The organism is Spiroplasma kunkelii CR2-3x, from assembly GCF_001274875.1.
Lineage (GTDB): Bacteria > Bacillota_I > Bacilli_A > Mycoplasmatales > Mycoplasmataceae > Spiroplasma > Spiroplasma kunkelii.
Genome location: NZ_CP010899.1, coordinates 1,048,275 through 1,071,486, shown reverse-complemented (window position 1 = coordinate 1,071,486; position 23,212 = coordinate 1,048,275). Strand labels below are relative to the sequence as shown.

Sequence of the window (23,212 nt, the reverse complement as noted above, 5' to 3'; positions counted from 1 at the left end):
TATAATTAAATAATAGTATTATTTTATTAAAGGAGCCTGAGCCTATAGTAAAATGGAAAGTTTTAATCTTGAATTGAATATATTCGGAGTTTAGCGAGATTAGCAATATTTAATAATGCCGAACAGTTATACGAAACAAAAAATAACATTATTAAAAATTGATGAACAGAAAATTTCAAGCGATGAAAAAGAATTAATGCTTTATTGCCAAGTAGCGTCAAAACATAGTGGGGATTATTATGATGTTAATGTTGTTTTTTACTTTAAGCAATAATTTAACTTTTTTAACACGGCAAAATTGTAGTTGTATTGACTATAATTTTCAACATCAAATTTGTCAGCATATTATTATGGTTTTACTTTTTGTATTTTATGAATCAAACAATAATTTGGTTACTTGACGGTTATTTTTTACAGCGAGTAATCAACTATTAATAACATTTATTAATAAAAATAAACAAAATCATAGTTTAAAAGAACGAATTATTACTTGCCAATTTAGTTTAATTATTGATTATACGTTGCAACAACCACCAGAAAAAAGTAATTGAAAATTAATTGCTTTAACAAATCGCGGAAGACAATTAGAAAAAAAAGAAGATAAATGATATTTTTTAATATATTCTGCTTGAAATTTACAAACTCGCTCTGCCTATAAAACTGTTTTAAAAATTAATTCCAAATGAGATGTTTTAAATTTAGCTGGTAATATAAAATTTGATAATTATAATTTTTCTCTTAAACGTGTTGAAGCAATGTATCAATGAGATGGTAATGGTGAACCTGAAACACCAACAATCAACGAAAACACTGGTGAAATTACTGATTGAAATACTTATCAACAAAATTTTGTAAAAGAATTTATTGATTATTCTTTAACTGCTGTTTTGAAAGAAAATATTAGAGTTCAACAAGGTGGTAGTGCGGATTATGAAAATCCGAATAAGGTTGGAACAAAACGGATAATTTTTGATTTTGAGATGGTTGATGAATTAAATGTTAAAAATATTAAAAAAGCAATTTATCGGATGATTTTGACTGCTGATGAAGCAAATTTAATTATTTCGGGTAGTTTAGAGTTAAATAATGTTAATAGTGATGATTTGAGTTTTAATTTTAGTTTTATGCGGATTGGAACTGGTCAAGTTTTTAGTCTTAATGGTTCAATTTATTCATCTATAAATAATAAAGATTTAAGATATTTTCAACAGTTTAACGGTCGTTTTGATTTGTCTAATTTTTTGCAGTCTTTTTTTGCAAGTGCTTTGGTGCCAGTGTTTCAAAATCGTAGTTCGTTTATTGAAAATGGTTATATTGATAATTTGTAATATGATACTGTTTTATTTAACTTTTTTGCTTTGAAATTACAAAATTTTAATAATATTTTATTGAGTGAAAATATTAATGATAAATTGCAATTTGATAAATTATTAAATAGTATGTTTAAGATTTCACAGAAATTTTATACTAATTATTTATGAACGATTTTTGATTTAGAAAATAATACTTATTTACAAGGATATAATAAAAAATATGGTTTATTAGTAAATAATGGTTTTAAAATTTATCCACGATATTTTTATTTTTTCAGATAAATATAAGCAATTAGATATTAAATTATATTCAGCATTTTAAAATCGGTTTTATACGATTAATAATTATGGTAGTGTTTTTAATTATGATTTTTCGGTTGTTAATAATTATGATATTAAGTTAAATTCGGGTTATTTTTTTGGTGGTGATTTACAAAATAAATATCGTTTGCAATATAAAAAAATTGAAGAACAAAAAATCGGTTATAATGTTTTTGAATTGCAAGCACAAAAAGAGAATGATATGTACTGATATTATGATTTTAATTTTGGGATTTATAATTGACAAGAGATAAATAGTGGTGGTTTATTTCCGGATAAACAATGATGACAGGTGCAATATGTAACGCCTGAGGGTTGATGAGATTTTGCTGCTCATATTAAAAATGCGGTGATTTGGATTGTTAATACTATTCCTGGTGTTAAACAAGTTAACGAGTTAGCGAGTGGTGTTGGCAAGGTTTTTGAGACAGTATATAGTTTTTTTAGTCAAATATTTGAGGTATGAAAATTTAATCCTGCATTGTATAGTACAATAACAAATATTTTTTTATTAATTATTTTTATGAAATTTGTGCGATTAGTATAAAAAAGGAACTGTTATTTAGTTCCTTTTTGTTCTTTTCAGTCAGTAATTTCACCAGTGTCTTTATTGATTGTTGGTGTTTCAGGTTCACCATTACCATCTCATTGATACATTGCTTCAACACGTTTAAGAGAAAAATTATAATTATCAAATTTTATATTACCAGCTAAATTTAAAACGTCTCATTTGGAATTAATTTTTAAAACAGTTTTATAGGCAGAGCGAGTTTGTAAATTTCAAGCAGAATATATTAAAAAATATCATTTATCTTCTTTTTTTTCTAATTGTCTTCCGCGATTTGTTAAAGCAATTAATTTTCAATTACTTTTTTCTGGTGGTTGTTGTGGAGTATATGATATTTCTGGTTTATTATTTTCTTTGTTTTCATTGTTATTATTTTTTTTATTACAACTGATTAATGTTGTTGTGCTTGTTGCGGTTAATCCGATTGTTCCTATTATGCTAAGTCATTTTTTCATATATATTGTTCCTTTTTATTGTTTTATATATAATTGATTTTATTATATATCAATTATATATTAATTATTTTGTATTAAATATTAATTTTATATATTTTTGATGGTAGGTGTAAATTAATGAAATATATTATTAATAATTTTAATTTGTTTGATTTACAAGCAAAATTTAAAAATTTTTTAAGTAAAAATTATAAAAATAAATATTATAAAAAAATAAAACAAAAAATATTTTAATATATTAATTTGTTTAATGATTATTATATTAATAATGATAAATTTTTGTTGAAAGATTTAATTAAAAAATATTTTAAAAATAAGTTTTCAACTTTTTATTATTGAGCGAATAGAATTTTAATTGCATATAAAAATAATGATTTTGATAAGTTTTTATTAAAGTCAACAATTCCTAATAATATTAATTATCAATATAGTAATGATGTTCGTCAAATTATTTGTGATTTATATTTTGAATATTGTAATAAGTGTGCTGGTGGTGTTTTATCTTTGTTTTATAATTTAAAAAAAGGGATTCATGGAGAAGAATTAAAAAATAAAGCACCAAAAAATTTAAAAACATTTTTTCGTCGACTTAAAAAAGATGAAAGATGATTAAAAATAAAAAATAAAATTAAAGAAATTAAAAAACAACATCCAAGATATGAAGTTAAAGAAATAGGTTTATTACAGATGGACGCTAAATATTTTGTACCAAGTAAATTTTCAGTTGATAAAAAGTATTATGTTTATGATTTTATTGATGAAAAAAAAGATTAGCATTAGGATATGTTTATGATAAATTAAGTATTGATAATGCTATTGATTCTGTTAAAAAAGCAATTAGTGATTTTAAAAATATATTTGGTGTTAAAATAACACGGATTAGAACTGATAACGGTTCTGAATTTATTAATAATTATCGGAATAATCAAAAAAATAATGTTAAAGAAACTAATTTTACTCAATTTTTAACAGATAAAAATATTTTTCATCAGACAACACCTGTTCGTTCTACACAGTCAAACGGCAAGATTGAAAGATTTCATCAAAATTATACTAAATTATTTGTATTTGAAGAAAAAATATTAAATGTCTTTAGTTTACAGAATAAATTAAATGATTATTATTATTTTTATAATTTTGAAAGAGTTCATAAGTCTTTAAATTTTCAGACACCATTTAACTTTTTGAATAGTTTAATTAAATAATTTTAAATTATTAAGTTTTTGTATTTAAACTAATTTTTAGTTTGTTTAATTTTATATTTTTTATTTATTTATTTTATGATATTTTTATATTATAAATAAATATTTTTATTATTTTTGTTATTTTCTTGTAATCTTTAAAATGTATGTGGTATACTACAAATTTTTAAAAAAATTAACATAAATTGCTTAATTTTTTAAATAACTTAGTTATAATAATAATTGTAACTAAGGTAAGGTGTAAATATAATGCAAAATAATCAAAAAGAACAACAACAAATTGTTAATTATGTTTTAAAAATGATTAGTTTAAAAACAGTAGATTTAAAGTTATTAAATCGAAATATTACTGAACAGGATGTTATTAATTATTTATTAAAAATAATTTTAGTTGATAAAAAAATTATTGATGTTAGTGATGCTGCTTATTATATTTTTAATATTAAACTTAATCGGATAATTGAATTTATGAATAATCAAAAAATTACTGATCCAGATTTATCGTTAGATGATTTTAAAGATATGTTTATTAAATCATAGGATTAGATAAGAAATAGTGTACAATATATAAAGAAAAGTTGAAAAGTAGAATAGTGGTGTCAAGCGTGGGAAAGAAAGAACAAGTTAAAATAATTAAAGAGCCAAAAGATAAAAAAGCAATAAGTCGATTAATTATCCGAATTGGAACGTTAATTGTTTTATTTATTGCTATGATTATTGCCGCGCTTTTTTCAGCGGATAGTTTTCGTTATTCACATCAAACAGGAATTGCTTATTCAGGAGGATATCAAGTTCAAATTGATGTTTTTGACAAAAGAGACCCTAATTATTCACCGGATACTCCAAATGGAGATAGCAAAAAAGGTTTAGAATTATTACGAAATAAATTAGATCCTTTATCAAACCAAAATTTATATTTACAAACATTAGGACGTAATTCTGTTGAAGTTATTGTTGGAAAAGATAGGTTTAAATCTTATAATGACTTAAGTAAAATAATTCAACGATTAGGAGCAATTTACTTAACTGATAATAAGGGAAAAGATTTATTAATTAGTGATAATAATGGAACAAAAGAACGAACACCATTAAGTGATGTTATCTCTGGTTCAACAACAGGAGTTGACCAAGGACGTCGACCAATTATTACCTTAAAAATTAAAAATCAACAAAAATGAAATAGCATTATTAATAGTTTAAAACCAGCAGAAGGAGGCGGACAAGCACAGCCATTATATATTTGAACTGATATTGGTCAAATGATTGATGATTTACGCCATGATATTTATAATATACAAGCAATTGCAACTTTGTTTAGTGTTGATATTCGTAGTAAGGTTTTTTCAACAGATGGAACAAATATTTATCATATTTTTGATGTAGAATATTATGATACAGGGACTGTTAGAATTCAGCATGGAAATTTGTTAGATTTAGCATTACGTTATCCAATTTCACAAATTAGAACATGAATGGAAGATAGTCGTTTTCGTTTTACAACAGTACCAACAAATCGTTTATTAATTGATACAAATGATAAAAGTGCTACAACAAATGCATATATTGATCCATTGCGACCATATTTACAAAAAATTATTGAATATAATAGTGTTTTAACTGAAGAATATAAAAAATATATTATTAATTGAAATTCAATTAAAATTGGAACTGGTGCAGCCGAAAATTCAAATCAAATTACAACATCAACCGAGACAGAAGCTCGCCAAATTAGTAACTTGGTTAATGGGGGTCTAAGTGGACTAGAATTTACTATTCGCGGTTATCGTGAAATCCTACCGGTTGTTTCATCAAATGTGTTTAAAATTTCAATGATTATTTTAGGTGTTCTAGTTTTAGCCATTTTTATTGTATTATTAGTTTATTATCGTTTATTTGGATTAATTGCCGTCTTAACTTTATTGTTTACAATTATTTCAACCTTATATTTATCATCTTTATTAAAGGTTGAAATTTCACCAGAAAGTATCGCCGCCTTAATTATTGCTTTTGGATTATCATTAGAAGGAAACTTGTTGTTCTTTTCACGGTATAAACGTGAGCGGTATGAAAATAACATCCCATTTGAACCAGCAATAAAAATTGCTAATAAACAAACAATTGCTGTTTTTATCGATGCTTTAGTTGTTTTAGTAATATTAGGACTGTCTCTATTTTGAACAGGAACTAATAATATTAAATCATTTGCCACAATTTTATTAGTTGGTTTAATTATTGCAATTATTATGGTTTTTGCCGTAGCGCGGTTAATGTATTGAATTGTCATTAAGTTACATTGACAAGAAAAATATCGTTGGTTAGATGTTTCACGATTTTCATTATGAACTTGATTGTTTAAGAAACAATCAAGAAAAATAGCTACGGATGTTAAAATAGTGAATTCTTCAACAACTGAGCTTCCATCTGATGTTGAAGTAAACCTGCCCGCTAATTCTGAAACAGATAATTCTGTTTCAGCCCCTGTAGAAAATAAAAAGCGTAAACAATTAAAACATGGCAAATGAACCTTTTATAATATTACAAAATGAACCCCAATTGTTGGAATCATTTTGTTAATAATTGCCTTAGCAATTGGTTTTGCTGGAAAAGCAAATGTTGCTAATACAATTAAACCAGGAATTAATATTACAGTTAATGAAGACTTGTGAGGAACAGATGGGTCTAAACAAGTTCCAGATGAAGTTGCAATTGCCAAGTTAAATGCGCAAATTGAAGAGTATCGGCAAATAACACGTCATAATTTTAGTTTTAATATTTATGTGATTAAACGACAATATATTGGTAATAGTAACCGTATTTTAGTTGTTAGTACAAATATTACTAAGGGTACTTTTGAACGTGAATTGTTATCAAGCATTGCTTCATTTTATGGTGCTAGCCCGAGTGATACATCATTAGCTTTACAACAAACTGATCCAGTTATGGAAGGTTATATCTTAAAAATTGTGGCAATTAGCCTGGCATTTGGTTTAGCATGTATTTTTGTTTATACATTATTCCGTTTAGATTGAGCACAATTTGTTGGAATGGTGTTAGCTGCAATTTTTACGTTAATTGTTACTATTGCAATTGCAATTATTACGCAGTTGTTAATTACCTTTGAAATGTCAATTGCGTTCTTAATGATTTTTGGGTTTGCAATTGCTTTTGGAACAATGGTAATGGTGAGTGCAAAACAAAATAAAAAAGCAATTAATATTCGTGAGTATGAAACATTCTTTGCCTATATGTCAGAACATCGTGCTCAAATTAAAAGTTTACGTCGTGCTCATAAAGTTTATTATCAAGAGGAATTAAAAAAAATAGCAGTTAAAAATCCAGATTTAAAATTAAAAGAATTGAAAAAAAAATATCGTGACCAATTGTACCGGGTAGAATTGGTGGCAAAAGATATTAAAAGTAAAAACCATAAAATCATCAGAGAAATTCAAAAAGAGTTTCGGATCTATAATTATGAACATAACTTTTTACAAAAAGTTGCTAATATTATAATTAAACAAATTCTACAGCACTGTTTAACATTAGGAATTATGTTTGCAATTTTATTAATTACTTTAGTGGCTTTTTCAGGAACATGATTTGGTTTTAATGTTGTTATTTTAATTGGTTTAATTATTGGGATGTTTGCGACATTATTTGTTGCAATCCCAATTTGAGTAGCATTAGAAAAATATCGTGCGTTAAATAAAATCCGTGTTAAAAATTACTTAGATTCACAACGTGTTGAAGTTGATGAACAAGTTGTTGTTGGAATTAATGATTAATTAACCAAGAAAGGAATTTTTAAAAATGGATCTAAAAAAGTTTATTGTTGATATTCCTAATTTTCCAGAACCGGGGGTTATTTTTCGTGATATTACTCCGTTATTAAATAACGCTTTGGCTTTTAAAATAGTAATTAAGCAATTAGCAGCGTATGCTGTTGCTCAAAAAGCAACAGTAATTATTGCTCCTGAAGCACGTGGTTTTTTGTTTGGCCCAGCTGTTAGTTTTGCTACCAATTTACGGTTTATTCCTGTACGAAAAGCGGGAAAATTATCCCGCACAGTTATTGATGCAAAATATAATTACGAATATTCGGCAAATCAATTAGAGATTCATGCCGGAGATTTACAACCAAATGATCGTGTGCTGATTGTTGATGATGTTTTAGCATCGGGAGGAACAGCACGTGCAATGTGTCAATTAGTTAAGCAAGAACAAGCGACAATTGCTGGTTTAGCTTTTGTGATTGATTTAACATATTTGAATTGTAAAAAAGATTTATATTCATATCCAATTAAAACTCTGATTGAATATTAATGCTAAACGCGATATAATTATAATTATTATAAGAAAATTATAAAGGGGTTGTTTATAATGGATTGAGATATTAAATACGAAGAAGTCTTAGCACAAATTAAGTTGTATATTAAAGATGAAGCAACATTAAAGGAAATTCAGAAAGCATATCAGTATGCTGAAGAAAAACACCATGGGCAAGTTCGCAATAGCGGAGGAGCCTATATTATCCATCCATTATGAACAACCTTTTTTTTGGCACAATGGCGAATGGGACCAAAAACTTTAATTGCTGGGTTATTACATGATGTTTTAGAGGATACTCCTGCTACCTTTGAAGAATTACAAGAATTATTTGGGATTGAAATCGCTAATTTAGTTGAAGGGGTAACCAAAGTTAGTTATTTTGCAAAAGAAAATCGGACACAAATTAAGGCACAATATTTACGAAAGTTATATTTATCAATGGCGAAAGATATTCGCGTAATTATTGTCAAGTTAGCTGATCGTTTACATAATTTAAAAACAATTGGTTATTTAAAACCAGAACGTCAACAAATTATTGCACGAGAAAGTTTAGAAATTTATTCAGCAATTGCTCATCGCTTAGGAATGAAAGCTGTTAAACAAGAAATTGAAGATATTAGTTTTAAAATTGTTAATCCTGTGCAATACAATAAAATTGTTTCATTATTAGAATCAAGTAATAAAGAGCGTGAGAATACTATTAATAAAAAAATTGAAGAATTAAAACAAATTTTAATTACTGAGAAAAAGATGTCTGTAAAAGTATATGGACGTAGTAAATCAATTTATTCAATTTATCGTAAAATGAATCAGTTTGGTAAAAATTTTGATGATATTCATGATATTTTAGCTGTTCGTATTATTACAAATAGTGTTGATGATTGTTATAAGGTGTTAGGTTTTGTCCATCAGCATTATACGCCATTAAATAATCGCTTTAAAGATTATATTGCTACGCCAAAACATAATTTATATCAATCTTTGCATACTACAATTGCGGCTGATGATGGTCTTATTTTTGAAATTCAAATTCGAACTGAAGAAATGGATGAATTAGCAGAACAAGGTGTAGCAGCGCATTGACGTTATAAAGAAGGGGAAAATTATGATATTGCAAAAAAACAAAAAGATATTGATGAACGATTAGATATTTTTAAACGGATTTTAGATTTAGAAAATATTTCAGTACAAGAACGAGATGAAATTCAACAAGAAGTTTATAAACCAGATTATTTAATGGAACAAATTATTCAAAATGATATTTTTTCTTCGTTAATTTATGTTTTAACACCAAATGGTAAGGTTGTAACATTACCATTTGGTTCAACTGTTCTGGACTTTGCTTATAAAATTCATTCTGAAATTGGAGAAAAAACAATTGGAGCAAAAATTAATGGTTTATTTTCACCAATTTCAACTGTTTTAAAATCAGGAGATGTGGTTGATATTAAAACAGCAGCAACTCAAAAACCAAATTATTCATGATTAGTTGTCGCAAAAACATCATCGGCGCTACAAAAAATTAAGAAGTATTTGAAAAAAGAATTAGTTGAAGTAACTAGTGATGCTAAATCAGTTAATTTAGAGAAAATTAAACAAACAAAAGCACAAATTGAAGAATATATTGCAAAAAAAGATTTAAAATGAAAATTAGTTGATCCAGAAACACAGTTAGAACGATTACATGCAATTAATTTTAATAATATTGAAGATTTTTTGTTAGATGTTGCTAATGATGAATATACTTTAGAAGAAGCAATTAATTTAGTTTATTTAGATCACGAAACAAGTCAAAATGAAAAAATTTTAAAAAAATTACAAGATAAACAATATAAAAAAGCGCAATTAAAAGATGATATCATTGTCCAAGGTATTTCAAGTATTAAAGTTGTTATTTCACAATGTTGTTTGCCAATTCCATATGAAGACATTACTGGTTATGTTTCTAAAGCTGAAGGGATTAAAGTTCATTTAAAAACTTGTCGTAATATTCAAAGCGGTGATAAGCAAGACCGCCAAGTTGAAGTTAGTTGAAATGAAGCAGTTTGTAAAAATAAACAATATGATTGTGCAATTCGAATCGAAGCAATTGATCGACCTGCCTTACTAGTTGATGTGACAAAAGTATTAAGTCATTTAAATGCAATGGTTCAAATGATGAGTGCTAATGTTTCTGGTGATTTAATGAATTTAACAATTAAAACAATTATTAAGGTTAGTAATGCTGACCGCTTGCAACAAATTCGGTCATCATTATTAGCCATTCCAGATATTAAAGTAGTAGAAAGAGTTATGATGTAATTTGTTAATAACTTCAGAATAAATAAAAAATATCATCTTCCTTGTTTTATTGGTATAATATAACTATAGTTATTTAGAAACATGGAGGAGACTATGGCATTAAAGTCTTGATTAAAATTTAGTACTATATTATTTTTAGCAGGAATTGTAATTATTATAGCTGGAGCAGTTGTTCCAACATTAAATCAACAAGTAACAGCCTTAAAACAAGAAATTATTAATTCATTAAGCGTTAAAGAATTAAACCCTAATCCATTAGAAATTTTGCAGGGAGATAGTGCTTATAATATTTTAAATTTTTTATTATCATATGGTTCTTTTCAAGCAGTTTTTAGTTTAAATGGATTTGCTCTTTTTAAATTTTGAGTAATTGATTTATATATTTTTGTTCCTATTTTTACATTAATTACAGTTGGAATAGCAATTTTTCTTATTGTCTTACTAACAAATATAAAAACAACACATTGAAAATGAAATGTTCGTTTATTAGTTGGTAAATGAATGACAAAAATTGGTGGCTTTATTTTATATCTATCCTTATTTTTAGGATTATTTTTCATTGCCATTGCTGATAGTTTTTCTTTTGTACTGCGTGAAAAACTTTATTGATATAATTTAATTAATGGTCAAGGATTGGCAACTTGAATAAACAATGTAAAATATCAACCAAATGTGTTTTCAATATTAGGTTTAATAATTAATCAAGATGGCTTAGGAACGCTTTTTGCGCAAGCACCAACAATTATGCAAGCAGGAGCAGTATTAATTATTTTTGTGATGCCCCTTGCTGTTGCTAATGTTGTGATTGGATTATCAATTCGCATTGCAATTGAATTATTATTACCATCATCAGCAGGACACCGTGGTGGATTTGTAACTCATTTTATGCAATGATTAGGATACATTAATATTTCTTCTCGTCGGGAACTTCGTCAACGCTTAGGAAGCAACATTGGAATGATTTTATTAATGATTGGTTTTATTGTAATTATGATTTTCCCTTCCTTCACGTCAACAACGGGGTATGTTAGAGCTAACTGAATTCTTTTAGTAGTTGCAATAGGATTAATGATCATTAGTTTTATTCCCCTTTATTTTATGTTGTTTTGTTTAGCACGTTTAAAAGAATTTTCATATAATTTATTAATGTTTGTTCAAATGCTAACATGATTAGTAATTGGTTTACTTTGACAAACCTTAATGTGAACAATATTTCGTCAATATTTTCAATATCCAGCCGTTGTGATAGTAATTACAACTTTCTTCTTTGTTAATATTTTATTAGTTTCGTTTTATTTATTGGTTCGAGGATATCGAAAATAGGATTTTAGTAAGAACTTCTTTGAAATAAAAAAGTTTTTTTCGTTTGGTATGCTATAATCCTATTAATTAATTATGAAATAGAAGGGAATATTAAAATGACAAAATTTACAGCAAATGCAATTCGAAGAATGTGGTTAGATTTTTTTCGCAGTAAGGATCATTATGAATTACCTTCAGTATCATTAATTCCTGTTGATGATCCGTCATTATTATGAATTAACTCTGGTGTGGCGACGTTAAAGCCATATTTTGATGGGCGAAAAACACCATCATCACCACGCTTGATAAATTCACAAAAATCAATTCGAACTAATGATATTGAAAATGTTGGTTATACAGCACGTCATCATACTTTGTTTGAAATGCTTGGTAATTTTTCAATTGGTGATTACTTTAAAAAAGAAGCAATTATGTATGCTTGAGAATTTTTAACTGATAAAAAATGAATTGGGTTTGATCCTGCCAAATTATATGTCACAATTTATAAAGATGATAAAGAAGCTTATGAAATTTGACGCAATGTAATTGGTTTAAGTGATGAACGAATTATTAAAGGTGATAAGGATACTAATTTTTGAGAAATTGGGACCGGACCGTGCGGACCTAATACCGAAATTTTTTATGATCGTGGGGAAAAATATGATCCTGAGCAATTAGGATTAAAGTTATTACAAGATGATTTAGAAAATGATCGTTATTTGGAAGTTTGAAATATTGTTTTTTCACAATATAATAATAATGGTGATGGAACATATACTGACTTACCACGAAAAAATATTGATACTGGTGCTGGATTAGAACGAATTACTTCAATTATTCAAGAAACACCAACTAATTTTGAAACTGATTTGTTTATGCCAATTATTAAAGCGATTGAAAAATTAGTAAATGGAAAATATCATTATGATGAAACAGCATTGTTTAACAATGATTCAGAACAATTAAAAATTAATACTGCATTTAAAGTAATTGCTGATCATATTCGGGCAGTTACTTTTGCAATTGCTGATGGTGCTTTTCCGGGAAATAAAGATCGCGGTTATGTTATTCGGCGTTTAATTCGTCGTGCTAGTTTATATGGGAAAAAAATTGATTTAACAGAACCATTTTTATTTAAATTAGTGGGAACAGTAGTTAACATTATGCAAGAATATTATTCTTATTTAGTTGAAAAACAACCAATTGTTGAACAAGTTGTGTTAGATGAAGAAAATAAATTTTTAAGAACGTTAGAACAAGGAAACAAACTTTTTAATGAAGTTAAAACAAAATATGGTACTATTTCAAAAGAACATGCCTTTCGTTTATTTGAAAGTTATGGTTTTCCAATTGAATTAATTGAAGAAGAAGCACACGAATCAGGGATTAGTGTTGATCGTGTTGGTTTTGATGAATTATTAGAAAATGCGAAAACAATTTCACGTACTAATCAAAAAGATATTAAAGCAATTCATTTACAAAGCGAACTTTTTACCAAGTTAGATGTTGCTAGTCAATTTGTTGGTTATGAAGATGAACAAGTTAATAATACAGAAATTGTCTTTATGTTTGCTGATGATAAACCAGTCACAAAATTAACTAACACAACAGGATATATCATTTTAAAAGAGACACCATTTTATGCTGAAAAAGGCGGACAAGCTGCTGATCACGGATTAATTTTAAAAGACAATACGACAGCTTATGTTATTGATGTAAAACAAGGGCCAAATAAACAGCATTTACATTTTGTCAAAGTTGAAGGGACACTTAAGATTGGAGATTTTGTCAATGCGTCAATTGACAGTGATCGTCGTTTTTATACGCGGAAAAATCATTCAGGAACACATTTAATTCATGCTGCTTTACGAGAAGTGTTAGGAAACCATGTTATGCAAACTGGTTCTTATAACGATGATGAACGTTTACGAATTGACATTACACATAATCAAGCAATTACACCAGCGGAAATTATAGATGTAGAAGTTTCTGTTACAAAAGCAATTAAGGCTGCAATTCCTTGTGAAGTTATTTATACTGATATGCAAACAGCATTAGATGTGCATCATGCTTTAGCTTTTTTTACAGAAAAATATGATGCTGAGGTTCGAATTGTTAAATTTGGTACTTATTCTTGTGAACTTTGTGGAGGAACCCATGTGACTAATTCACAAGATATTGAAGATTTACTAGTAACTGGTTTGGAATCAAAAGGAGTTGGAACATTTCGAATTAATGCTATTACCTCAAATAAAACAATTGCTAGTTATCTAAATGAACAATTTTTAAAAGAAAAAACTGAAGCAATTAATTATTTTGATAAGTATAATCAAGGTAAGAAAGCATTACTTGACCAACGTTTAGAGCAAACTTGAGAACAAATTAGTAATTTAACTGTTTCAAAAACAAACTGAAAACAGTTAAAAGAGTTAGTAGCACAATTTAAAGAAGATTTTAAACATTGACAAAAAAAATATGATAATATTTTAATTCAACAATTTGTCAAACAATATAATACCTTGTTACCACAAACTAAAAATGGAATTAATGTTTTAACTCATCAATTTACAGCAAAAGTTGATATTAATGCTTTAAAAGTGTTAATTGATGATTATAAGGTTCGATATCAAAACTTACTATTTTTTTTCGTTGATGTTAGTGATGAAAAACAATCCACATTAATTGTTGGTGTTAGTGATGATTTACACGATCGTTATCAAGCTGGAAAAATTATTCAACAATTAAATTCATTATTAGGTGGTAAAGGTGGCGGCAATAATAGTGTTGCTCAAAGTGGTTTTAACAATAAAGACAAAACTTTACTTGTTAAATTATTTGCTGACCCTCTAGAATTTTTAAAACATCATGGTTAAGTATTATTTGGGAGTTGATGTTGGTAGTAAAACACTAGGCTTAGCAACAAGTCGGGGAGTGATTGCAAGTGGGTATGGTGTTTATCGCTTTCCAGAAAATGATTTTGCACAAGCAGCGCAATATTTAGCGGAGTTAATTACAACAAACCAATTTAGTGATATTATTATTGGCTATCCAAAAAATATGAATAATACAATTGGACCTCGTGCTTTAATGGTTAATGATTTTGTTGATATTTTAAAACCATTATTAGAAGCAACGATAACAATTTACTTAGTTGATGAACGGTTAACAACACGTCAAGCTCATCAAATAATGTTTGAAGCAAATCTTTCGCGCCAAAAACGAAAACAAAAAAAAGATAGTTTAGCAGCGCAATTAATTTTAGAAGCATATTTACAACAGAAATAAAAGAGTCATTCTCTTTTATTTTTTAAATATTTAATTATACAAGTATTGATATCAAAAGCAAGAAAAAAATGATATAATTTTAGAGAAAGAATTTATTGAAGGTTATAATTTAAAAATTTGAGGTAAAATGATGGCTAGTAAGAAATTGAATGAAACAAAACAATTACAAGAAGTTAATAATAATTTAAAAATAAATGTTAATGAAACAATGCTTATTAAAATGTTAACTAAGTCTTGGAAAAAGTCAGAACCATATTTAAAGTTAATGGAAGAATATCAAAATTTGAATTCAAATAGTGAAATTAATTGAAATCAACGTTATGAAAAAGAATATGAAAAATTTGTTAAATTATTATTAGGAGAAAATGCACAATTTAAAAAAACCTCAAGTAAAAAATCATCATTATTTAAAAAAGAATTGGCAAAAAATGCAACGAGTAGCAAGAAAACAATGGGACTAAATCCTAGTCAGTTAAGATTATTGTCAAAACGAAAATTATCGCGAGTTGAAGACTTATTTCCATCGCGAGTTGTTCGTCGTTATCAAGCATCAGAAGAAGCAATTGAATCAGAGATAAAACAACCACGTCAAGCTTTTTTAAATAATAATGAATCTGTTTTAGCAAGTTTACCAACTGAACAAGTTGTTAAGAATGAACTAACCTTAGATGAGAATATAAAGTCTGATAAAGTATTTCCTTTATCAGAAGAAACTGAAAATATTATTAGTAAGTTAAATCCAAATCAGCAACGATTAATTCTACAACGCAATGAACATTATGGACGATTTCAAAGTCAAACACAAGGTTTAAAAAATGACAGTAAAAACGAGGAAACAATTGAATCATTAAAAGGATTTAATGAACAATTGAAAGAACATGCAAATAATTGAGGATTAAATCAAAATCAATTATGATTGTTATCACGACGAGATAATACTAAACATGATTTTAATCCATATTCAAATCGAGCGCGAGAAGGTTATCATCCAGAAGAAGATTATTCTTTATCAAATCGGGATCTTAAACCACGGTCATTAGATGAAATTAAAGATCAAATGAATTTAAGTAAAAATCAATTAGAATTGTTGTCACGTCGAAATTGACATCCTTCAGAGTGAAAACAACATATGAAGCAAATCACACATAAAAAAGATAAAAATGAGACACCAATTGTGATTAATCCGGAACATGTTATTAAAAAACGTGATCAAATAATCAAAAAATCATTATCCCGTAGTTTAGGAAAAACTAAGAAACAAATTGGTGGTAAATATATTCGTAATTTTATAAAAGAAGAACTAAAACGAAAACCAATTTTTAAAACTGATCTTTATTTAGAACCTGATATTACTAGACAAATTAATCCATTAATGATAAAATCATCAAAGAAAATTAAGTCAAAATTATCAGTAGAAAAAAATGAAGCAATTGTGTCAAATTTAACTTTCACAAATGCAATTAGTAGTAAGCAAAAGCAACCATTCTTGAATGGAGCTAGTCAAAATAGTGTATCTACTAAAACAATAGGGTCTAGCAATAATCAAATATTGATTGAACAAACACAAAAAAATAAAAATGATTATATTTCAATTATTGATCCTAAAAAACGCCCTAATTTAAAAAAGTTAAAATATGGTAATGATTATAAAAAAAGTAATGATAAAATTTCTAATTTAAAAATAACAAAAAAACAATTTAATTTAATAGCAGAAGTAAATAATCAAACATTTATTCCTACTAAAAGAAAAGACACAGATTTGATTTTATATACACGGAAAGAATTAAAAGATTATCAAATTGATTATGCTGATTCGACAAAAACACCTGATTTAACAGTTGATTTAACGGAAAATCAATACACTTATGCAGGATATCATCCTCGTGAAATTCGTGAAATTCATCGTAATCAGTTAGAACAACTTCATCAACGTTTATTAAAAGAAAAATTAATTCAAAAAAATATGCGTAAAGAACGGCGTTATCAAAAAAAAATTAATAATAAAAAAGTAAAACCTAAACCATTACCACAGATTTTAATTGAAAAATATCGTGCTGAAGGAAAAAAGGTTATTGATGGATTTTTAGTTGAAAACTCTAATAATGAAAAGATTGAAACAATAAGTAGTAGCAATAAAGTGGTCAAGAATTAAGAATGGAAAATAAAAAAATCACAACATCCGAATTAAATCGTAAATATTTTGATGAAGTTGTGACATCAAGTGGCATTGATTTTCAGAAAAGACCTGATGTGGGTTTACAATGAGCGCGAGAGAAAGAATTATAAGCGCAAGAGGCAGATGCTATTTAAAAATAGAAATGACATTAATAAAATTTCAACAGCAGAAGATAATTATGGCACTATTTTTATGCGAGAAATTGGTCGTGCATTGTTAAATGAATTTAGATGAATATAATATCTATCTATGTATCATCAACCACAAGAACAAGAATCTTTGCTGCTATCAACTGAAAAATCAATAAAAAGTAAGAGACAGCGTTATCTTCACAAAAAAAGGCCCAAAATCACGCTGATAATCTTTAAATTAAAAAAATATATATTATTATAAATAAATTTATTAAAAAAAGCAAAGTTTTTAGTAAAAAAAATTAAAAAAAGTGTAAAAATTTTATGTAATATATGTAAGTATCAAAAAAACGAAAAAATAGATAAAAGAGGAATAGAAAATGGCAAAAAAAAAAGACTCAGAATCTGTCGTAACTTCTCGTGTCAATTATGGAAACATTATTGATTCTGATCGAGATACAACAGAACTAATGGATAAAAAATTAACGCCAGCAACAATCAAGGTTTTATTGGGACAATTAGATGAAAATAGTGCCGAATACCAAGCGTTAAAACAAAAATATGTTAACGAAGTTGTTGGAACTAAAAAAACAGGTGTTATTCGTTTAAAGGATAAAAAAAGAAATACTTGAGAAGAACAAAGAGCTAAAAGTAAATTTATTGATTATAGTTATTGGGTTAAAAAAGAAATTCCTGTTTTGCAAAGATTAAAGAATCATAAAGCAAAACAAGCAGTTATTAAGAAAGTAGGGTCAAAATCAAAGCCTTTCTTACCACAATTTTCACCAGTAATGTCATTATCAGAAGAAATAACAATTACTACCGAGCAAACAAGTATGTCGAAGAAAATGTCTGTTAAAAATGACAATTCTAAAACAGAAAATTTAATGAAACCGCCATCAAAAGATAGTGAGCACATTAATGACCAGTTTTCTACTTTCTCAACCTGAAATAATTTTGATGCTAATCAGGTTAAAAATAAATTAGAATTATCAAACTCGTTTGAAGACGAACCTAAAACAATTATTCGTCGAAAAGAAACAGAAGAAGTAATAACAATTCGTCGTGATTTACGACCAATCTTGGCACAACAAATTTCTGAAATTAAACGGAATGGTTTATCAATTGTTGATTTTGTTGTTGATCCAAATGATAAAATTGAAATTGAAAAAGGAGATGAAGAAATCCTTGTTCGTTTAATTAAACAATCACCAGTTGAAATTAGTTTAAATGAATTTGCTGAAAAAGATATTACTCCGCCAAAACCAAAGCCAGTTAAAATAATTCGGACAGCAGAAGATCCATTATCAATTGAAGAAAGATTAATTTTACGATTAGAAAATAAAAGTCGTTTTCAAAAATTGACTGATGCAGAGCAAACGCAATTAGAACAATTAAAAGTAACTTTTGCTGCAAAACTAAATTATAAACAAAGAAAAAAAGATCGAAAAACTGCAAGAGCAAAGAAAGCGATTAATAATCAAACAAACGAAGTAATAACTGATGAACAAGAATTATTGTTTGATGAAGATCTTTACAAAAAAAAAAATTATAATCATCGTTATGATGAAACAAAACGCCCAAATATTGAAGAACGATTAGTTTATGATCAAAAAATGACGGAATATTTATTTGAAGTTCGACGTCAATATGAACAAGGATATAATCGTCAAATTTCTCAAGAATTAGCTGATTTTAATCGAGCTATTAACTTATCACGAGCAATTAAAACTAATGATGAAGAATTAAACGATGCAATTTTAAAAAACCGTAGTGAATCAATTTCCCTATTACGTAAGCATGTTATGCTATTAAATCAAAAGCAATATACTGAAATTAAATTGCTAAACAAACAAGTGCTTAAATATAAAGATACAAAAGGAAACCTTGAAGATTTTATTAAACGTCAAAAGGAATTCCGACGGTTATTAATAATTCGCGATGAAGTTAAAGAAAATCGACAACTTTTAATTGAATCATTACGAGTGCAAGCAAAACTAATGCAAGACGCACGTAGTAGAAAATAGTGTATTAATTATTAATTATCACCTCGTTAAGTATTAATCAAATATTTATAAATCTTAAGGAGATAGGAGGTAACGAGAAATTATAAGAGATATAAAAACAGGGCATCAAGAGATATAAAAACAGGGCATCTTTACTTTTTACGTAATGGGGAAAAATCATTTGTATTGATCGGATGGACCCCAATGAAATGTTTTTTGCATGTAATGCACAAGATAAAAATCATTTTCTTAGTTATAATGTTTATACTGAATATAATGTTACAGAAGCATGTAATAAAAAAGAATATATTTTATTAAGAAATGCTAAATTACATGGGAAATTACTGTATTTACATACAAAAGAAATTAGATTTTTAAAGTTGGCAGAAATTAAAGCCCCATTACTAGTAGATGGGATTCATGTTCGGGTACAAGAAAAAATATTTGATTATCAAGAAGATTTAGCACTGTGATATAATGAAGAATTAGTATGAAATTCAATATCGATATGCGCATCAAAAACGAACTAATCATTTTTGACATCGTAAGAAATCATAGGTTTCTTTTTTACTTAATTTAAAGAAGGGGAAAATAAGATGTTAACATTTAAAAAACTACGTTATTTAGTTAAAATCCGACAGGAGCTTTGTTTACCACCGTTGAATTGAAAACAAGAGTTATATTCTGAGCAATATCATGGCTTTGATAAGATTATTGAACAATATATTCGGACTGTTAATTATATGTGATATTTTAAAAATGTTGCTTTTTATGATGATTTTAGCCGTATTACATATTATTTTCCACGCTTAATTTTAACGCGAAAAAATCTTTATTTTTTAAAAATCAAAACATTATCTGAACCAGTAACAACAACATTAACAACCCCAATGTGAGAACAAAGGAAAGGTTTAATTACTTCGCCAATTGTAACACAACAATTTATGATTAATCGGATGGTTAAATTATTTGATGCAAAACAATTTTTACGCACTGCTATAATTAATTTGGTTGTGATTAATAGTAAAGAACCATTTATTGTTACTGACTTGGTGCCTTATAATAATATTCAAATAATTAATCAGCAAGAAATGCATTGAAGTGATATAATAAAACGTATTGAAAAAAAAGATGATTTAACGATTGATCTTTTTGCCGATGAAACAATTTTAATGTTACATCATTTGTTAAGCAAACATAGTCATCGCCATAATTATAGGTTACAAAAAAGTAGTTTATTTTGTTTATATCATTATATTTAAAGGAGTATGTCAAGTGTCAAAACGTCAAGAACGCATTAATATTATTAATTTGTTATATCGTCACTTTGTTTTACAACATGATATTTTAACAACAAAGCAAGAAGCATATGATTTTTCACAAATGGTAACAACTTCTACGGAAACAATTCAAGTTGAGAAAATATTAGCAAATCTATCAGATATTATTGTGAAAATTAATCAACATTTAAAACCAGAATGAAATTTTGCTCGCTTAAGTAATTATCATAAGGCTGTTTTAGTATATGGAGTTTATGAAATTTGTTATAAACAATTAGCAAAGGCAATTGTCATTAATGAAAGTTTAGAAATTTTAAAATTATATGGCGAAGATACTGATTTTAGTTACATTAATTCAGTCTTAGATCAAGTTTCATTTCTAAAATATAAGAATTAGTTCATACAAATAAAAATGGATATTTATATCCTTTTTTAAAATATAAAAATAAAGTTGCTTTGAATAACGTTAATTTAGTATGATACTGTTTAGAGTAGTCGGAAAAAAGTTGAGATTTTATAAAAAATATAAATAAAGTAATTAAATACAAATTAAAGTAATCGCTTATTAGAGCGATTTTTTTTAATTGCATTATTCATTAGAGTATTAAAATATTATACTTATGTAATTCATCATTATAAATATATAAAGGTTTTAAATCTAATTTCATAAAATTATTTCATTATCAATATTTATTCAACTATCATTATTAAATAATTTTTTTGTATCAGATGAATTAAATTCTATTTTTTCTTTTGGTTTTTCAGATAAATTATCTTTTTTTAAATCATTATTTGTATGTAAAAATTCATAACTATAAACTTTTACCATTCAATTTATTTTATTATCTTTATCTTTAAAAGATTGTAAAATACCCGTAATTGCAATTTGACTACCTTTTTGACAATATTGTTGTAATACAATTGCTTGTTTATTTCAAACTTGACAAGGAATAAAATCGGTTTCTTTTTGAATTGCATGTGGTCTTGTTACTGCTAATTGAAACATATCATATTATTTTCCATTTTGTGTTCTTTTAATTTCAATATCTTTTGTTGTTTTACTAATAGCAATAAATTTATTCATTATTTATTCTCCTTAACAGGTAATTTGTCATATAATGAATTATCTTTTAAATCAATTATCATTTTTCACCCACAAGTTATGCATCGATCAAAAGATAATTTATTTCCACAATTAATACAATAATCAAATGTTTTAAAATCTTCTTTATATAATTGTTGTTGATTATATTCTCTACTTTTAGTTGAGTAAGTAATTTCTCTATTTGCTATTAATAATAAATCAATTTTTCTTTCTTTTTCAACAAGTTCATTTTCATATTTATTTATTAAATATTCTAATGTTCTTAATGCTAAAGAACTATTATTTGTCATCTTGCTAGATTAGGAGTAAATAAAAATGAATAATAATATAAATAATTGATTATCATTTAATAATCGTGATTGAAAAATAAATGTGCCTTTAATTGTTGCACAAAGAAAAGTAAGAATGGAAATAGGAAGAGGATTACTTTGTGATAGTGAAGATGAAAAAGCATTAATACATTGACAAAATTGATTTCATAAAAAAAATATATGAAAAATTAATTAAAATGTCTTGAACTAAATTATTATTAGGTGTTGCTGTTATGCTTATATATGAAACAAAAGATAATGATTTAGATGTTATGTTAGGAACAGCATTATTTACTAATTTTGTTTCTAAAATTAATGAAGAAGAGCAAGCAGCATATATATGAATATTACCAAATCAAGATGATACTGGTTATATTTTTTTAGATACTGATCATATTTTAAAAATTGTATTTCGTGGTATTGGTTTAAATTGACAAGCAGATGAACAAGGAACTTATACTAATCAAAATCAAACATTAATTATGCAAGCAGAAGATATTGAATCACAAGCAGTATGACAAGATTTTTTATTATATTATTTATATCGTTTATTTGATTGTTGATGAATATTTCATAAATATTTAATTAATGAAAGTAATAATTGAGATAGAATTGAACGCCCTTACTTATTAAAATTTAAACCAGCAGGAATTATTGATCAAATGCGTTTATTTGATACAAATAATACAAGATTAGAAAATGGTACAATGTCTCGAGCAAAGTATATTCATATTGTTGATAGTATTCCAATGACTTTTGCTAAAAAAGAAGTTGAAAAAATTGATAAAGAACAAATGGAATATAATGATAATTTTGGGTTAGAAAATGATAATGAAGAAAATAAAAATACAGGTGGTATAAAAGATGAATTTAAACAAAAAATAATAAAGAATTAATACAAATTAATAATCAAGTATTATATACTGCAATGCGAATGTCATCTACTGATAGTAAAGTTATTAAACGTAAAATCCAATAATTAGATAAATGATTTATATTTCCTTTTGTTATTACAAATGGAGTTATTCCATTAAGTACAAGTGGATATAAACCAATTAATAGTATTCCTCAAGATTATTCAGATTTTACACTTGCCATTACTGGTAATGCTACAATTATTGCTCAATGAA

Annotated in this window: 21 protein-coding genes and 2 pseudogenes; 20 read left to right on the top strand and 3 right to left on the bottom strand. The window is 26.5% G+C overall.

What is annotated here, in order from left to right:
- The first annotated feature begins 115 nt into the window (after positions 1–115).
- The 3 genes and pseudogenes from SKUN_RS09405 to SKUN_RS11820 form a co-directional block, all read left to right on the top strand.
- Positions 116–274, top strand: coding sequence for a hypothetical protein (locus SKUN_RS09405; protein WP_158500800.1), 159 nt, complete (start codon positions 116–118; stop codon positions 272–274).
- A pseudogene (locus SKUN_RS11825) lies at positions 240–356 on the top strand (SWIM zinc finger family protein); the annotation flags it as partial. The gene SKUN_RS09405 and the pseudogene SKUN_RS11825, both read left to right, overlap by 35 nt.
- A gap of 243 nt (positions 357–599) precedes the next feature.
- A pseudogene (locus SKUN_RS11820) lies at positions 600–2,181 on the top strand (spiroplasma phage ORF1-like family protein); the annotation flags it as partial.
- Between the two features lie 11 nt (positions 2,182–2,192).
- Here SKUN_RS11820 and SKUN_RS05845 read toward each other — a convergent pair.
- Positions 2,193–2,657, bottom strand: coding sequence for a spiroplasma phage ORF1-like family protein (locus SKUN_RS05845; protein ID WP_053391238.1), 465 nt, complete (start codon positions 2,655–2,657; stop codon positions 2,193–2,195).
- Between the two features lie 282 nt (positions 2,658–2,939).
- Here SKUN_RS05845 and SKUN_RS09895 point away from each other — a divergent pair, with 282 nt between their 5' ends.
- From SKUN_RS09895 to SKUN_RS05780, 15 genes are all read left to right on the top strand, one after another.
- A complete protein-coding gene (locus SKUN_RS09895; RefSeq protein WP_200902986.1) occupies positions 2,940–3,431 on the top strand; it encodes a hypothetical protein in 492 nt (163 codons plus the stop codon).
- Positions 3,395–3,862, top strand: coding sequence for an integrase core domain-containing protein (locus SKUN_RS11815; protein ID WP_200903033.1), 468 nt, complete (start codon positions 3,395–3,397; stop codon positions 3,860–3,862). Before SKUN_RS09895 ends, SKUN_RS11815 begins: the two co-directional genes overlap by 37 nt.
- Before the next feature lie 246 nt (positions 3,863–4,108).
- Complete coding sequence (locus SKUN_RS05835; protein ID WP_144416779.1) at positions 4,109–4,399, top strand: hypothetical protein; 291 nt, start codon at positions 4,109–4,111, stop codon at positions 4,397–4,399.
- Positions 4,400–4,464: 65 nt separating this feature from the next.
- Entirely contained in the window at positions 4,465–7,641 is a 3,177-nt protein-coding gene (locus SKUN_RS05830) for a protein translocase SecDF, variant type (RefSeq protein ID WP_235510982.1), read from the top strand.
- 25 nt (positions 7,642–7,666) lie between these two features.
- On the top strand, positions 7,667–8,179 hold the full coding sequence (locus SKUN_RS05825; protein WP_053391235.1) for an adenine phosphoribosyltransferase: 513 nt from the start codon (positions 7,667–7,669) through the stop codon (positions 8,177–8,179).
- A 57-nt stretch (positions 8,180–8,236) separates the two neighbouring features.
- Positions 8,237–10,486: a RelA/SpoT family protein gene (locus SKUN_RS05820; protein ID WP_053391234.1), complete on the top strand. Its 2,250-nt coding sequence runs from the start codon at positions 8,237–8,239 to the stop codon at positions 10,484–10,486.
- 93 nt (positions 10,487–10,579) lie between these two features.
- A complete protein-coding gene (gene scm1, locus SKUN_RS05815; protein ID WP_053391233.1) occupies positions 10,580–11,809 on the top strand; it encodes a motility-associated protein Scm1 in 1,230 nt (409 codons plus the stop codon).
- 95 nt (positions 11,810–11,904) lie between these two features.
- Positions 11,905–14,661 (top strand): alanine--tRNA ligase, encoded by a 2,757-nt coding sequence (gene alaS, locus SKUN_RS05810; protein WP_053391232.1) that lies wholly within the window; start codon positions 11,905–11,907, stop codon positions 14,659–14,661.
- Positions 14,654–15,073: a Holliday junction resolvase RuvX gene (gene ruvX / locus SKUN_RS05805; RefSeq protein ID WP_053391231.1), complete on the top strand. Its 420-nt coding sequence runs from the start codon at positions 14,654–14,656 to the stop codon at positions 15,071–15,073. The genes alaS and ruvX overlap by 8 nt, the downstream gene beginning before the upstream one ends.
- Positions 15,074–15,203: 130 nt before the next feature.
- Positions 15,204–17,225, top strand: coding sequence for a hypothetical protein (locus SKUN_RS05800; protein ID WP_053391230.1), 2,022 nt, complete (start codon positions 15,204–15,206; stop codon positions 17,223–17,225).
- Between the two features lie 2 nt (positions 17,226–17,227).
- Positions 17,228–17,359 (top strand): hypothetical protein, encoded by a 132-nt coding sequence (locus SKUN_RS11420; protein ID WP_268794816.1) that lies wholly within the window; start codon positions 17,228–17,230, stop codon positions 17,357–17,359.
- Between the two features lie 401 nt (positions 17,360–17,760).
- Entirely contained in the window at positions 17,761–19,407 is a 1,647-nt protein-coding gene (locus SKUN_RS05795; protein WP_053391229.1) for a hypothetical protein, read from the top strand.
- Between the two features lie 173 nt (positions 19,408–19,580).
- Positions 19,581–19,916, top strand: coding sequence for a hypothetical protein (locus SKUN_RS05790; protein WP_053391228.1), 336 nt, complete (start codon positions 19,581–19,583; stop codon positions 19,914–19,916).
- Positions 19,917–19,982: 66 nt separating this feature from the next.
- The gene (locus SKUN_RS05785; protein WP_053391227.1) at positions 19,983–20,648 is read left to right on the top strand and encodes a hypothetical protein; all 666 of its coding nucleotides are present in this window, start codon (positions 19,983–19,985) and stop codon (positions 20,646–20,648) included.
- Positions 20,649–20,661: 13 nt separating this feature from the next.
- Positions 20,662–21,063, top strand: a complete 402-nt coding sequence (locus SKUN_RS05780; protein WP_053391226.1) for a transcription antitermination factor NusB — start codon at positions 20,662–20,664, stop codon at positions 21,061–21,063.
- 261 nt (positions 21,064–21,324) lie between these two features.
- Here SKUN_RS05780 and SKUN_RS05775 read toward each other — a convergent pair whose 3' ends face one another.
- Positions 21,325–21,672 (bottom strand): single-stranded DNA-binding protein, encoded by a 348-nt coding sequence (locus SKUN_RS05775; protein ID WP_053391225.1) that lies wholly within the window; start codon positions 21,670–21,672, stop codon positions 21,325–21,327.
- Positions 21,673–21,749: 77 nt separating this feature from the next.
- Positions 21,750–22,061 carry a hypothetical protein gene (locus tag SKUN_RS05770; protein ID WP_053391224.1) on the bottom strand — a complete coding sequence of 104 codons (312 nt, stop codon included), beginning with the start codon at positions 22,059–22,061 and terminating at the stop codon, positions 21,750–21,752.
- 25 nt (positions 22,062–22,086) lie between these two features.
- Here SKUN_RS05770 and SKUN_RS05765 point away from each other — a divergent pair, with 25 nt between their 5' ends.
- Positions 22,087–22,278, top strand: a complete 192-nt coding sequence (locus SKUN_RS05765; RefSeq protein WP_053391223.1) for a hypothetical protein — start codon at positions 22,087–22,089, stop codon at positions 22,276–22,278.
- 1 nt (position 22,279) lies between these two features.
- Positions 22,280–22,978, top strand: coding sequence for a hypothetical protein (locus SKUN_RS05760; protein WP_053391222.1), 699 nt, complete (start codon positions 22,280–22,282; stop codon positions 22,976–22,978).
- Positions 22,979–23,212: the final 234 nt, after the last annotated feature.